General features: G+C 62.7%; 11 protein-coding genes and 1 tRNA gene. 5 read left to right on the top strand and 7 right to left on the bottom strand.

Features of this window, described 5'->3' with window-relative positions; translation table 11 throughout:
- Positions 1-213: 213 nt before the first annotated feature.
- The 3 genes from AB5K84_RS10960 to AB5K84_RS10950 form a co-directional block, all read right to left on the bottom strand.
- On the bottom strand, positions 214-1,560 hold the full coding sequence (locus AB5K84_RS10960; protein WP_011084757.1) for an IS5-like element ISBj5_B family transposase: 1,347 nt from the start codon (positions 1,558-1,560) through the stop codon (positions 214-216).
- Between the two features lie 205 nt (positions 1,561-1,765).
- Entirely contained in the window at positions 1,766-2,224 is a 459-nt protein-coding gene (locus AB5K84_RS10955; protein WP_011089725.1) for a cupin domain-containing protein, read from the bottom strand.
- Between the two features lie 314 nt (positions 2,225-2,538).
- Positions 2,539-3,744 carry a sensor histidine kinase gene (locus AB5K84_RS10950; RefSeq protein WP_011089726.1) on the bottom strand — a complete coding sequence of 402 codons (1,206 nt, stop codon included), beginning with the start codon at positions 3,742-3,744 and terminating at the stop codon, positions 2,539-2,541.
- 648 nt (positions 3,745-4,392) lie between these two features.
- Between AB5K84_RS10950 and AB5K84_RS10945 the strand changes: the two genes are divergently transcribed.
- The 3 genes from AB5K84_RS10945 (at position 4,393) to AB5K84_RS10935 (ending at position 7,841) form a co-directional block, all read left to right on the top strand.
- The gene (locus AB5K84_RS10945) at positions 4,393-5,136 is read left to right on the top strand and encodes a Crp/Fnr family transcriptional regulator (RefSeq protein WP_011089728.1); all 744 of its coding nucleotides are present in this window, start codon (positions 4,393-4,395) and stop codon (positions 5,134-5,136) included.
- An 804-nt stretch (positions 5,137-5,940) separates the two neighbouring features.
- The gene (locus AB5K84_RS10940) at positions 5,941-6,297 is read left to right on the top strand and encodes a hypothetical protein (protein ID WP_063921539.1); all 357 of its coding nucleotides are present in this window, start codon (positions 5,941-5,943) and stop codon (positions 6,295-6,297) included.
- Between the two features lie 62 nt (positions 6,298-6,359).
- A complete protein-coding gene (locus tag AB5K84_RS10935) occupies positions 6,360-7,841 on the top strand; it encodes a recombinase family protein (protein ID WP_011089730.1) in 1,482 nt (493 codons plus the stop codon).
- On the opposite strand, the gene AB5K84_RS10930 is transcribed toward AB5K84_RS10935, so the two are convergent.
- From AB5K84_RS10930 to mnmA, 4 genes are all read right to left on the bottom strand, one after another.
- Positions 7,836-7,912: transfer RNA gene (locus tag AB5K84_RS10930), tRNA-Met, on the bottom strand. The two genes, AB5K84_RS10935 and AB5K84_RS10930, sit on opposite strands and share 6 nt — an antisense overlap.
- Positions 7,913-8,163: 251 nt before the next feature.
- A complete protein-coding gene (locus tag AB5K84_RS10925) occupies positions 8,164-8,526 on the bottom strand; it encodes a hypothetical protein (protein ID WP_038965548.1) in 363 nt (120 codons plus the stop codon).
- A 44-nt stretch (positions 8,527-8,570) separates the two neighbouring features.
- On the bottom strand, positions 8,571-9,209 hold the full coding sequence (locus AB5K84_RS10920; RefSeq protein WP_011089732.1) for a class I SAM-dependent methyltransferase: 639 nt from the start codon (positions 9,207-9,209) through the stop codon (positions 8,571-8,573).
- 21 nt (positions 9,210-9,230) lie between these two features.
- Positions 9,231-10,412 (bottom strand): tRNA 2-thiouridine(34) synthase MnmA, encoded by a 1,182-nt coding sequence (mnmA, locus tag AB5K84_RS10915; RefSeq protein ID WP_011089733.1) that lies wholly within the window; start codon positions 10,410-10,412, stop codon positions 9,231-9,233.
- Between the two features lie 343 nt (positions 10,413-10,755).
- Here mnmA and AB5K84_RS10910 point away from each other — a divergent pair, with 343 nt between their 5' ends.
- Positions 10,756-12,402 (top strand): flagellar hook-length control protein FliK, encoded by a 1,647-nt coding sequence (locus tag AB5K84_RS10910; RefSeq protein ID WP_011089734.1) that lies wholly within the window; start codon positions 10,756-10,758, stop codon positions 12,400-12,402.
- 13 nt (positions 12,403-12,415) lie between these two features.
- Entirely contained in the window at positions 12,416-13,123 is a 708-nt protein-coding gene (locus tag AB5K84_RS10905) for a flagellar hook assembly protein FlgD (RefSeq protein ID WP_011089735.1), read from the top strand.
- Positions 13,124-13,162: the final 39 nt, after the last annotated feature.

Raw genomic sequence — 13,162 nt, 5'->3', positions numbered from 1 at the left:
TGTGTCGGATATCAGCTCCGTCCGCTCTCGTCACAGCACGAGTCCGAGATGGGTCAAAATGCGAAGAACTCAGAGTGAGCAAAGTCAGTCCGCTCTACCCCACCAAGCGGACCTCAATGAAACGTGTCGCCACTTCGCTCATGGGCCAGCAACGGCCTCGTGCGCGGCACCAACTCGTAGCGATCACCTCGTCGGGCTATAACAAGTCGTCCGTTAAGAAGCCGGATTGATCGAGGCTGGCCGGGCGAGCGTGCGCCATAGCTGGGCCAGGAACAGGCACAAGAGATATCTCAGCCAGGCGAGGATGCGGCGGAAGTTGTGTCCGACGGCTGAGAGGACGACGTTGGCGGCATCGCCGGCGCGGCCTTTGAGGTAGCAGCGCCCGAGGTGGCCTTCCGCCTTCAGGTGTCCGATGATGGGCTCGATGGCGGAGCGGCGGCGCAGCTCGCGCTTGATGACACCGAAAACGCCGCGCTTCTGGCCGGAGATGAAGACGCGACGGGGATTTTGTGCGTCGTGGCCGCGGTATCCCTTGTCGACATAGGCCCGCTCGATCGGACAGCCGGTGAGTGTCTCGGTGCGGTCAATGACGTCCCGCAAGGTGTGACCGTCGTAGGGGTTGTCGGGCAGTGCGCTGGCGTGCAGCACGAACAGGCCACCGGGAGCCCGGCGGTTGTTGGTGACGATGGAGGCCTTCACGCCGAACTCGTAAGGCGCGCTGGCCTTGCCCTTGCCGATGCACTCCACTTCCGGGGCATGGAAGGAATAGAGCTTCCAGCCGCGCTGGCGCTGCTGCTGCGAGCGGATCTGCGTGGCCCGGCCGAGCGGGAGGGCGAACGCCTGCTCCAGTGCTGGCTGGCCTTCGATCTTGCGGCGGATGTCGCGGATGATCCGGCCCAGCCGGCTACGCAGGATACGCAACTGCCGCTGATGCCGCCTGAACTGTTTGGCATGGGCGTAGCGGCCGGCCATCATCGCGGCGGCCTTGGCGATGCGAGCATAGGATTGCCGCAGCCTGACGCCGTGCCTGATCGCCAGGCGGTTGAGCCCCTTGATGGCCGCATGCAGCAGCTTGGCATCGGTCGGAAAGGTGATGGCCTTCGGCTGCACCGTGGTGTCGACCGTAACCCGCTTGAGGTCCTGGCTGCGTAATGCACCGGCCTCGTGCGCTACCCGCAAGCTCTCGGCCAGCAGCAACTCCAGCTTGTCGCCAAGCCGCTTGCGCCAATGGCTCAGGTCCGAGCGCTCGTGCGGGAACGTGTGCTGAAAGAACTCTTCCCCGGTGAAGAACTGGAAGTATGGGTCATGGACCCAGCGCTCGCACACCTCCTCATCGGACAGCCCGTAAATGTGCTTGAGCAACAGCAGACCGATCATGAAGCGCGTCTCGATCCCGGGCCTGCCGTTCTCGCTGTAGAGCGGCGCGATCTCGCCGTCGATCCAGTCCCAATCGACCTTGCCGGCGAGCAGAACCAGCTCGTGCTTCATATTGATGATCTGGTCGAGCCGAGCCCGGAACAGATCGTTCGATCCCGTCGTCTTGTGCTTCTTCGGCCGCATCGTTCCCTCCGATGCAGACAAGGAATCATGCTTCCCGCTTCGAGGGAATCCACGAAAACCAAATCGCAAGGTTCTGACGCCCAAAGCATCAAAACCTTGCAATCTGGAAATGCCCCTTAGCCCAAATCGAGATTCCCGATCAGTGGCTTAGTCCTTCTTCACGGACGACTAACAAATCTGCCAGCTTTAGGCTGGGCGCCGACAGCTATTTCTTGCGCGGATCGTCAGCCGGGTTGACGTAGTCAATACCTCCCGGGCCGGTGAACTGAACTTGGAGAACCGCCTCTTCGTTGCCGGTCCATGCGTAATGCGCGTGTTTTGCCGGATACACCCACAATGCGCCCGGTTTCAACAGTTCGCCTTTCTTCTCGAACTTTTCACCTTGGCTCGTTCCGATAGTACCACTGATTATCGTTACGACCTCGGAATAAGGATGAGTGTGCGGGGGCATTTGGAAGTTGGCGGGAAACTTGATGCGTAAGACGACGGTGTCTCCGGCCTTTGTCTGGTCGCCTACCAGAGCGGCGAGTTGAACGCCCTTCGGAAATGCTGGGTTATCCTTCCAGATCAGTGCGTCAGGCGTAACCTGGATGTGCTTGTCTTGCGCTATCCCAGAGCTTGCAAACGCGATCAAAGCGGCGGCGGCAAAGAGCTGCTTTTTCATGCTGCTACTCCCTGCAAATGGACAATGGGGGAATGAGAGCATATCAAATCAGGCTACTCTGCAGGAACAGATTTTCTGACCTGTTGTTGCGGACGGCCGGCCACTATCATCGGATGTCGCCTTCGGGTCATAAGCGCCCTTCGGAGGGGCGGCCTGTTGCTTCCGGTTTACCCCCATGAGCCGACGGCCGGGGACGCTGCTTAGACTTCGCATTCGGGCCAACAGGAGACTCACGCACGGCAGCAATGACTGGCGTTATTCGATCACCTCGTCGGCACGAGCGAGCAAGGTCGGCGGAATCGTTATGGCCCCCTTCAGATCACCTTCTTACGAAGAATAGGTAAGTTTACCAAAAACCGCGCTCCTTTCGTCGCGCCAGTAACAACGGCTATATGTCCCTGAAGCTGGCCAACCAGGCCTTTGACGACCTTAAACCCCAAACTGGTGCGCGGTTGATCGATGTCAAAGCCATCCGGCAGGCCGATGCCTTGGTCGGAAACTTCGAGGCGAAGTTGTCCCTCTATCTCGCGGGCAGAGATTTCGATCGCGCCTTTGCCTTCCGGGTAAGCATACTTCACCGCGTTGGTAACGAGCTCGTTGACCAACAATCCTAGCGGAATTGCGTGATCCGCAGAAAGCAACATTGAATCTGCATGGCAGTGCAAGGAAAGCCCCTCGGTTGCCCCCTTCAATTTTTTGCAAAGCTCGGTCATAAAATCTTCCAGGTCGACAAAGCCGATTTGCGAACCACGCCATAGGTGATCATGCACTTGGGCGATGGTTTCCACGCGCGCACTCGCATCGTCTAACGCATTCCTGACTTCTTCGGATTGTGCACTCCGTGCTTGCACGCGAAGGAGGCCGACAACCGAAGTCAGGCTGTTCTTGACACGATGGCTCATTTCCCGTGTCAGCAATTCCTGATGCTCGAGGGCCTTCTGAAGCTTGGCGTCGGCCTGCTGGCGTTCGATGGCGATGCCAAGCAGGCTGGCGAAGCCCGCAAGGAAGTGTGCGTCCGCCTCGTCGAACTCGCCAGGGTCGGTACTATCGACTTCCAGCACGCCGAAGGACTGATTGCCCTCTGCCCCCCGTTCTATCAGCACGTTGATTGCCCGCCTGATACCATGATCCGCTAGGAGCTGAGGCGTACGGAAACGCGTCTCCGCTTCTAGATGGTTTGATATGACGCTCTTTCCAGTCTGGTATGCATACCCTGCTGGCGACCCGGTATCCGTGCTAAGCGAAACGATATTGATGGTCCCGGGCGCCCAACCGACGCCGGCGCGAACCATAAGGCGTTTTTCATCTGGAAGAAATTCTAAGACCTTAGCGAAGCGAACTCTCAGACCCTGTGCGCATAATTCCGTTGCGCGTTGCAGTATTAGCGTGAAGTCGCGGGTCAGCATCGCTATGCGGCCGAAATCCCCAAGTAAGGATTGTTGCTCCAATCGATATGAAAGTTCGTCTCGACTTGGCGGTGTTGCGGAAAGCAATTGTTCCCGCCCGACGTCGGAAGTCATCGAAATCTACCCTTCGAGCCCGTTAACCCCGCCATGGGAAGGCTAGCACGTTACGGGCGTTTGAATGCGACCAATGTCCGCAGTGGGTCAAGAATGCGAAATACTCTACGCGAGCAGATGTTTTCCGCTTCGCCTCTAAACTCAGACGTTGCTCGATGCGCTCGGCACTTCGCATTCGGTGCCACTTTCGGACCAAACGACCGCCTCGTCGGCATGCGCGGGGGAATGCCGCGCATCGTCTGTCTCGGCGGGGCGTGCTGGCGGAATTCCAAGACGCCAGCTTCCAGTAGCTTGTGCGCATCATCGTGCAGAACGCGACGATCGCGGTCCGGGGCATAGTTCGCGCACACTCTTCCGACATCGCCGCGGCGTTTGCCGCGCCCCGGAAATTGGAACTCCCTATGATGTTACCCATACGCATTTTGCAATTGTGCCGCGTAGCGCTGGAATCTAAGTCCTCAATGATCCGGCGAGACAAAAATTCGCCTCGCGATCGCGTGTGTTTGGAGTTCAATTTTTGACATTGAGAGCTTCCGCAGCTGAATTGGATTTCGGGGGGCGAAGCGTAGGCGGATTCAAACAAAGTTCGAGGTTGCCGCCCTATGCCGCTCGAAATGCGATGCGGCGGATGGTTCGCGGCGGGCTACAGTGACGCTTTCCAGCGGGATCGGTAACCGACTTTTGGCAGGACTACCGGCGGCGGATCTCGATCTGCTGGCACCCGACCTAGAGATGGTCGCGCTCGATCGGGACTCGGTCGTCTCGCGGGCGGGTGACCAGACCGAGCACGTCCTCTTCCCCCATAGTGGCGCCATTTCTGTGATGATCGACATGGCGAACGGGCAGACGGTCGCCAGCGCCGCAATAGGGCGCGAGGGAGCAGTAGGCACTCTTTCCGTGCTCGGGCCGTCTCCTGCGGCCGTTACCGCCATCGTTCGTGCCGCGGGCACCGCCTCGCGGATCCCCGCATCGCGATTCCACGCCGCTTTCAGCCGGAGCCCCGCGATCCGTCACGCAGTCCAGATTCACTTCAAGGCGATGCTGATACAGCTACAAATCGGCGGGGCCTGCAATGCGCTGCATTCGGTCCAAGCCCGCATGGCGCGCTGGCTGCTCCATCTTCGCGACCGCGTCGACCACGACGTCCTCCCGCTCACCCAGGAGGCGCTTTCGCAAATACTAGGTGTGCGACGAACGACGGTGACGCTCCTGATGCGGAATCTGCGCGCTTCCGGAGCGATCATATCTGAACGGCGAGGCGAAATCGAGATCGACCCTTCGCGGCTCGCAGCGGTGGCGTGCGAATGCCGCGACACCATGCGTCTCGAAATCGAGGGGATCTTCTCTATGAATGCAACCCAATCTCGCGTTTTGGTTCTGCCGACGCAGTAATTGAAACGGGCGATGTAGCCGCTTCGGCGCGGCCGGTGAAGTCGGCGAAGACGGGGCTGGATAGCGGATTCTTCGGGCCCATCAGGCCGCCGCCCCATGCCTTGACCGGGACCTCCCACCTAATGTCCGTTGCGGGTCACGAGCCGTGCGGTGAGCAAATCAAGTCGGCTCTGCCTTCGATAGGGGACCTCAGCAAGACCTCCTACATTTGTCGAGACGGGCCAACAGGGGAAACAGCGCGGCTTGACCGTTCACTGAACAAGCACGTCCTCATGGCGTCCGGCGGCGGCCAAGCCTGGAATGCCTCAGCGACAAGACTAGCGGAAAAGCCGCCGCCGGGTTGAGAGCGGCGACGGCTTCTTCTTTACGCGCTCAGACGGCCGCGACTACCCGCCGCGTCGCATGAAGGAAACGGTTAGCGGGCGCTGCGACGCCATCAATTGGATGACGCTCCTGTTTGCGCAATTCATCGACTAGACGTTCAAGGTAGGGCGGCAGAGGCGAGGCTTCGCGAGATAAGTTCTGTTGCAATCTGTCACCCACCTCGTCACAGATCGAGCGGGCAGTCTTATGATCGATGTGGTCCGATATTCGATTGGTCGGTTCCATATCGCGACCTTTCGATTAGGCCCCACGATTAACTTAAGTTTCAGGGATGCGAAAATGTTTCGCGCACCTTCGAAGAATGCCGATGGTTCCATTTAATGGAACGAAGACACTGTGACCGATCGCCATCGTCAGCGCTGATGCCTGCAACCCGCCGAGTTAGTGAAACTCTTGGGGCGAACGCTTGGAGGAAGTCCGATGACGTTGAGAGGAGTGCCGGCCGTCACGATAATCGTGCTGCTCGGGCTTGGAGTTCAGGCCAAAGCGCAGGGGCCGTGCGCCGAAGTGTTGCGATTGCGTAACGCTGCTAGTGAGGCTTGGAAGCATGCGATGAGTGCACCGGCATCGCAGCGCTGCGGAGCCTTGGCCCAAGTTTCTGTGGCCACGGAGGCGACGCTCAACTACGCGGACAATAACCGCCAGTCATGCAACACCTCTGATCGATTGCTGAACGAGGTGGATGGGTATCATCGGCAAGCGGTGCAGGCTCGCGCCCGTCCCATCGATCGAAACGGCGCTAAGTTCGCCTCCAATTGTCCGGAAGCCGACGTGTAGGTTTAGGAGGTTTCCCGCCTGAGAATGACCATCCTCATCAACTGAGGAGGTCATCATGACCGATGTCCGTCCGCACGTATGATGATCGGGCTCGCTCCGGTGGCTCATTGATGGGACGCAACGGCCTGCTGCAGCTGTTGGACGATGCCAGGGAGAAATCCTTTGATATTGTCATCGTTGAAGCCCTTGATCGTCTCTCCCGCGACATGGAAGACCTTGCGGGCATCCATAAGCGGCTATCCTTTCTCGGGATCGAGATCCGGGCAGTCCATGAAGGCGTCGTCAACACTGTGCTGGTCGGCCTTCGCGGCTTGGTCGGACAACTCTATCGCGAAGATAACGCACATAAGGTGCGTCGCGGTCTGGCCGGGCGGATCAAACAAGGCTTGGCTGGAGGCGGCCTGACATACGGATATGCCGCGATCGCCGGAAGAACGGGTGAGCGCGTTATCGTCGAGGCCGAGGCACAAATTATTCAGCGCATCTTCCAGGAATACATCGAGGGTCGAACCCCTCGCGAAATCGCGCACGATCTCAACAAGGACGGAGTATCACCTCCGCGAGGTCGAGCATGGAATGCCTCAACGATCAACGGCAACCTTGAGAGGGGAGCCGGCATCCTGCAGAACGAGCTTTATGTAGGACGTCTCGTTTGGAACAAGGTCAGGATGGTGAAAGATCCTGACACGGGAAAACGACTGTCACGCCCCAACCCGCGGAGTGAGCGGCAGGTTGCTGACGTTCCGCATCTTGCAATTATCAAACCCGAATTGTTCGCGGCGGCTCAAAAGCGCAAAGAAGAGCGCGGTCATACCCACCCTAGCCATCAACGCCGGCCGCGACGGATGCTGTCTGGTCTGCTCCGTTGCGGTTGGTGCGGTGCGGGCATGTCAACCAATGGGCGAGACAAATCGGGGCGTGTTCGCATTCGCTGCTCAGCAGCGACGGAGAACGGCACGTGCCCGGACGCAAAGACCTTCTATCTTGACACGGTTGAGAGCGCTGTTCTCACAGGGCTGCAGGCCGAGTTGCGTGCGCCGAAAGTCATTGCGGAGTACGTGCGTACTTACCTCGAAGAGCGAAAACGCCTCGCGATCACATCGAATGCAAAGAGGCAGCGTCTCGAACAGCAGCTCGCGCAGCTGAATCGAGAAATCGAACGACTGGTGGATGCGATCGCAAAAGGGCACGGCGATCCATCCATTCTCGGTCCGCGATCGACCGCCCTCGGTGCCGAACGCGAGCGAATATCTGAAGAGTTGCGGAGTGAACCGCCGGCCGCAAAAGAGGTCGCCCTGCATCCAGCTATTCTCAAGCGATATGAAGAACAGCTAGGTCGGCTCGAGGAGGCGCTAACGAAGGGTATCCGTTCGGGCGACGGAGAGGCGGCCGAAGCCATCAGAGACCTGATCGAGAGGGTCACTGTCTTCCGAGATCCATCACGCCTCGGTGGCGTAACGGTGGAGATATCAGGCCGGTTAAACGCCCTGTTGGGGGAAAAAGCTTTCCCAAACCAAGTCAAAGGGGTTTGGGAAACATGGTAGCGGGAGAGGGACTCGAACCCCCGACCCCAGGATTATGATTCCCGTGCTCTAACCAGCTGAGCTACCCCGCCACAGGGTCGCGAGGGCCGAAACGGCCGATCTCGCGAACGCGCGGCATATAAGGAAGGGGGCGGCGGGCTGTCAATCCGGGTTTGCGAAAGCTTTGACGGATATGGCGCTTGAGAGGGGAAAACCGACCCCTTTTAGCGCTGGAGTCGCGATTTCGGGCACCAGACTCGCGGAGAGTCCCCTCACCCGGATCGCATCTTCGATGCGCTCCGGCCTCTCCCCGCAGGCGGGGAAAGGCGAAGGAAGAGCGAGCCTATTTCGGCCGGACCGTCGGGTCGCCGCCGGGGCTGCCGGGGGGCGGGATGACGGGGGTGTTGCCGCCGCTTTCGGGGGCCGGGGCATGCATGTCGGGGTCTACGCCCGAGGGCGGGCAGAGCACGCCGTCGGATTTGGCCAGCCTGTCGCCGAGCGGTTCCCGGGACTGGCCGGTGGTGGTGCCGTCGGGCGCGGTAGCGCGGTTCGGGCGGTCCTGGGGCAGGCAATTGGCGGCGTGCTGCGCCGATGGCGGCGCGGTCGCTTGCGGCGGCGTCGCAGGTAGCGGCGGGGCCTGCGCCATCGCGGCGCCTGAGGCGGCGATGACGAGGCCCGCAAAGATGAGTTTTGATGTCGTGCGCATGGGAGGGAAACGCCGGGGTAAGGCCCGGTGTTCCCCCAACGCGATCACGATTTGCGGTAGCGGATCAGCGAAAAGTGGCCCATCGGCGGCATCGGGCGGCGCTCGGCCAGCGTGATGCCGCCGTGCTTTGCGGCCCAGTCGACCAGGCGCTGCCACGGGAATTCCGGGCGCCAGCCGAGGCGGCGGGCGACGGGCGCGAAGGCGAGCTCGAACAGCTTGCGCGGACCGCTCTCGGCACCGATGTGGTTGACGAGGATCAGCTCGCCGCCGGGCTTCAGCACGCGCACGAACTCGTCGAGCGTGCCTTCGGGATCGGGCACGGCGGTGATGACATATTGCGCGACCACCGCGTCGAAGAAGTTTTCGGGGAAGGCGAGGTTTTTCGCGTCCATCACCGAGAGCACCTCGACATTGCTGAGCCGCAGCGCGCGCACGCGCGCCTGCGCCTTGCGCAGCATCGGCTCGGAGATGTCCACGCCGCAGATCTTTGTGGTGCGCGAATAGTCGGACAGCGAAAGCCCGGTGCCGACGCCGACGTCGAGGATGCGGCCGCCGATGCGGTCGGCCTCCGCGATGGTCGACTGCCGCCCGGCGTCGAACACCTTGCCGAACACGAGATCGTAGACCGGCGCCCAGCGGCCATAGGCCTTCTCGACCCCGGCCCGCGAGATGTCTGCTGCCATGCCCCCTGCCCCGGAAATTTTCTAGCCGCGCACCGCTTCCACCAGCGGCCTCGCAGGGTTGCTCGCAACCTTCGCCGCGGCGCTCTGGATGAAGCCGCCGCCGAGCACGCGCGCCTGCCCCGAGGGCGCATCGTAGAACACGCAGGCCTGGCCCGGCGAGACGCCCTCCTCGCCGGCGACGAGCTCGATCTCGTAATGGCCGCCAGCGCCGCGCAGCCACGCCGGCTGGGGGCTGCGCGTCGAGCGCACGCGCACGAACATCTCGAGGCCATTGCCGATGGCGCTATCGATATCACCGCCGCCGAGCCAGTTGACGTCGCGCAAGCTGATGCGGTGCATCTTCAGCGCCTCGCGCGGGCCGACGACGACGCGGCGATTGGCGGCCTCGAGCCGCACCACGAACAGCGGCGCGTGAGCGGCGATGCCGAGACCGCGGCGCTGGCCGACGGTGAAATTGGCGATGCCGTTGTGCCGGCCGAGCACGCGGCCGTCGAGATCGACGATGTCGCCGGGGTCCATCGCGTTCGGCCGCAGGCGGGTGATGATGTCGGTGTAGCGCCCCGTGGGCACGAAGCAGATGTCCTGGCTGTCGTGCTTGTCAGCGACCGCAAGACCGAAGCGGCGCGCGAGCTCGCGCGTCTCCGGCTTGGTCATGTCGCCGAGCGGAAAGCGCAGATAGTCGAGCTGTTCCTGCGTGGTCGCGAACAGGAAGTAGCTCTGGTCGCGATCGGCATCGGCGGCGCAGACCAGCACGCGCGAGCCGTCGTCGAGACGGCGCGAGGCGACGTAATGGCCGGTGGCGAGCGCCTGGGCCCCTAACTCGCGCGCGGTCTTGAGTAGGTCGCGAAACTTGATCGAGCGGTTGCACTCGATGCACGGCACCGGCGTTTCACCAAGAGCATAAGAGTCGGCGAAATTGTCGATGACGGACTCGCGAAAACGGTCCTCGTAGTCGAGCACGTAATGGGGAATGCCGAGCTTGGCGGCAACGTCGCGGGCGTCGTGGATGTCCTGGCCGGCGCAGCAGGCGCCCTTGCGATGGGTCGCCGCGCCATGGTCGTAGAGCTGGAGCGTGATGCCGACGACGTCGTAGCCCTCAGCCTTGAGCAGCGCAGCCGTCGTCGAGGAATCGACGCCGCCCGACATGGCGACGACGACCCTGGTGTCCTGCGGACGGCCTTCGAGATCCAGACTGTTGAGCATGGGTTCTTAAGGTGTGACGGCGGCGTTCGGCGATCCGCGATGTGCCTTTGGCCGGGACATCGGTGGTCCCGGGGAACTTCGGTTCCCGCAGGGCGCGACTGGCCCGGTCGAAAGCGGCTGAGAGCGATCTCTTTAATATAGGGGGCATTCCGGTGAAGCAATCACAGGGGAGGCCGGCTTAGGGCAATTCTTGCCGGGGCGGCAGAAATGGCGGGGTCGCGGAGGGCCCTGCGGCGGCAAGCTCGACGCATCAAGATATTGATTTTACTTCTAAATTTTCCACGCTCGGCGCTGGCCCGCTCCTTGCTACCCCTGTACCGAAGATGTTTTCAAGAGGTCGCCTGTGGTCGGTCGGACGTCAGATGTAGCTGCCAGCGTGCCGGTTCCTAGCGCGCAGCAAAAGACTGCACGCTCGCAAGGGCCGAAGGACACGTCGACGAACGACGCCTTCGGCTCGCTGGTCGACAGTAATACCCAGGCGATCAGCAACAACGCGGCCTCGCAGGCGCAGGACAGCGCGCCGCGGCGGACCGATTCGGCGTCGTCCGCCGCAGACAAGAGCCCGCGCGACACCTCCTCGACCGACCAGTCCTCGCAGAGCAAGGCGAGCGACGACACTGACAATTCCGCGCCCGCCGGGAGCGAGACGACGGACGATCCGGCCAAAGCCACGGACACGGCGTCGGCCAAGAGCAAGGACAAGACCAAGGACAAGCCGGAGGCGTCCGACGCCAAATCGGCGGACAAGTCCGACGAGACCAAGGGCGACAAGGCCGACGGCACCGACGGGCTCGCCGCCGCCGTCGCAACCGATGCCGCCGCAGCCGCGCAAGTGGACGCGACCCAGGCCGCCGTGCCCGATCCGAACGCGATCGTGGTGGCCGCGCCGGTCGTGCCTCTCGATCCGAACGCTGCGGCGAACCAGGCCGGCGATGCCGTCGCCTCGCCGCTGACGATCGCCGCCGCCGGCCTCGCCGCCAGCGCCTCCACCGCGGCGCAGATCGCCGGCGCCAAGACCGATACCGCGACGGCGGGCGACAAGAGCGCCAAGGCCGCGGGCGCCAAGGTCGATGCCGAGACCTCGGCGACGCTCGCGGACGCCGCGACCGGCACCACCGACGGCACCGCGACCGACGCCAAGACCAATGGCGGACTGATCGCCGCCGCCGTTGACCAGGGCACGCCGAAGACCTCGTTCAAGGCCGCCGCCACCGCGCCAGGCGCGAGCGACGTCTCCAATATCGGCCAGGACGCGGGCAAGGCGAATGCCGCGACCGCGCAAACGCCGGCGACCGCGACGGGCGCCGCCGCGCATCCGCAAGCGGCCAAGCCGCAAGACGATGCCGGCGCGACCGACGCGAAGGCTGCTCCCGCCGACCGAGCCGCCGATGCAGCGCCTGGCGCACCGGCCACGCACGCCCATGCGAATGCGCAAAGCCCCGTCGCCGCGACCGACACCAGCGCGCAGGCGGCCTCCGCCGTGCAGGCGCCCCTGACTACGACGACGTCGGCCGCGACGGCATCGACCGCAACGCTCACCGCGACCGCGGCAACTTCGACTGCCGTGCCGATCAACGCCGTGCCGATCGAGATCGCGGCCGCCGCGCGCGCCGGCAAGACGCGCTTCGACATCAGCCTCGATCCGATCGATCTCGGCCGCATCGACGTCCGCATCAATGTCGACCGCAACGGCCAGGTCACCTCGCATCTCACCGTCGAGAAGCCGGAGACGCTGCAGATGCTGCGGCAGGACGCGCCGCAATTGCAGCGCGCGCTCGACGATGCCGGCTTCAAGACCGGCAGCAACGGACTCTCCTTCAGCCTGCGCGACCAGAATTCGTCGGGCCAGAACTCCGGCCGGAACAACGACAATGGCGGCAATGCCCGCCGCCTGATCATCAGCGAGGACGACACCGTTCCCGCAGCGCCCGTGGGACGCGGCTACGGCCGCATGCTCGGATCGAGCAGCGGCGTCGACATCAGAGTGTGAGGAGTATTCGCAAATGACCACCACGAATGCCGCCACCGCCCCTTCCGTTGTCTCCGGCACGACCGACGTCCCGAAATCGTCCTCGTCGAACTCGCTGAGCTCGAGCACGGGATCGACGCTCGCCGGCAACTTCCAGACCTTCCTGACGCTGCTGACGACGCAGCTGCAGAACCAGAACCCGCTCGATCCGCTCGACACCAACCAGTTCACCCAGCAGCTGGTGCAGTTCGCCGGCGTCGAGCAGCAGCTCAAGACCAACGATGCGCTGTCCCAGCTCGTCACGCTGCAACAGACCACGCAGGCGACCCAGGCGCTGGGCTTCGTCGGCAAGACCGCGCTGGTCGACGGCTCGACCGCGACCATGAAGAACTCGTCGGCGACCTGGCATCTCAACGTGCCCAGCGACTCGACCGTGGATATCACCGTCGCCAATTCCAGCGGCCAGACCGTGTTCACTGGCAAATACACCGCCGCCGCCGGCACCGACATTCCCTTCACCTGGAACGGCCAGGGCAATGACGGCACGCAATGGCCCGACGGCAAGTACACGATCTCGGCCACGGGCAAGGATGTCGCGAACAACAATGTCGGCATCGCCGCGCAGGTGCAGGGCGTGGTGTCGTCGGTCGACCTGACCCAGTCGCCGCCGCTGCTCACCATCGACGGCGCCAGCTACACCCTGAGCCAGGTGAAGAGCATCATCGCGACCAGCAGCAATTAAAGGCCTGCGCGGCCGCCACACACGAGATGTCATCCCCGC

Source organism: Bradyrhizobium sp. 1200_D9_N1_1, assembly GCF_052075915.1.
Taxonomy (GTDB): Bacteria; Pseudomonadota; Alphaproteobacteria; order Rhizobiales; family Xanthobacteraceae; genus Bradyrhizobium; species Bradyrhizobium diazoefficiens.
Note: the sequence above shows the minus strand (reverse complement) of the source record. Positions and strands in the feature narration are given on the sequence as shown.

Excerpts from the sequence above, each read along its gene's own strand:
- AB5K84_RS10960 (WP_011084757.1), bottom strand. The coding sequence starts at position 1,560 with ATGCGGCCGAAGAAGCACAAGACGACGGGATCGAACGATCTGTTCCGG.
- AB5K84_RS10955 (WP_011089725.1), bottom strand. The coding sequence starts at position 2,224 with ATGAAAAAGCAGCTCTTTGCCGCCGCCGCTTTGATCGCGTTTGCAAGC.
- AB5K84_RS10950 (WP_011089726.1), bottom strand. The coding sequence starts at position 3,744 with ATGACTTCCGACGTCGGGCGGGAACAATTGCTTTCCGCAACACCGCCA.
- AB5K84_RS10940 (WP_063921539.1), top strand. The coding sequence starts at position 5,941 with ATGACGTTGAGAGGAGTGCCGGCCGTCACGATAATCGTGCTGCTCGGG.
- AB5K84_RS10935 (WP_011089730.1), top strand. The coding sequence starts at position 6,360 with ATGTCCGTCCGCACGTATGATGATCGGGCTCGCTCCGGTGGCTCATTG.
- AB5K84_RS10925 (WP_038965548.1), bottom strand. The coding sequence starts at position 8,526 with ATGCGCACGACATCAAAACTCATCTTTGCGGGCCTCGTCATCGCCGCC.
- AB5K84_RS10920 (WP_011089732.1), bottom strand. The coding sequence starts at position 9,209 with ATGGCAGCAGACATCTCGCGGGCCGGGGTCGAGAAGGCCTATGGCCGC.
- mnmA (WP_011089733.1), bottom strand. The coding sequence starts at position 10,412 with ATGCTCAACAGTCTGGATCTCGAAGGCCGTCCGCAGGACACCAGGGTC.
- AB5K84_RS10905 (WP_011089735.1), top strand. The coding sequence starts at position 12,416 with ATGACCACCACGAATGCCGCCACCGCCCCTTCCGTTGTCTCCGGCACG.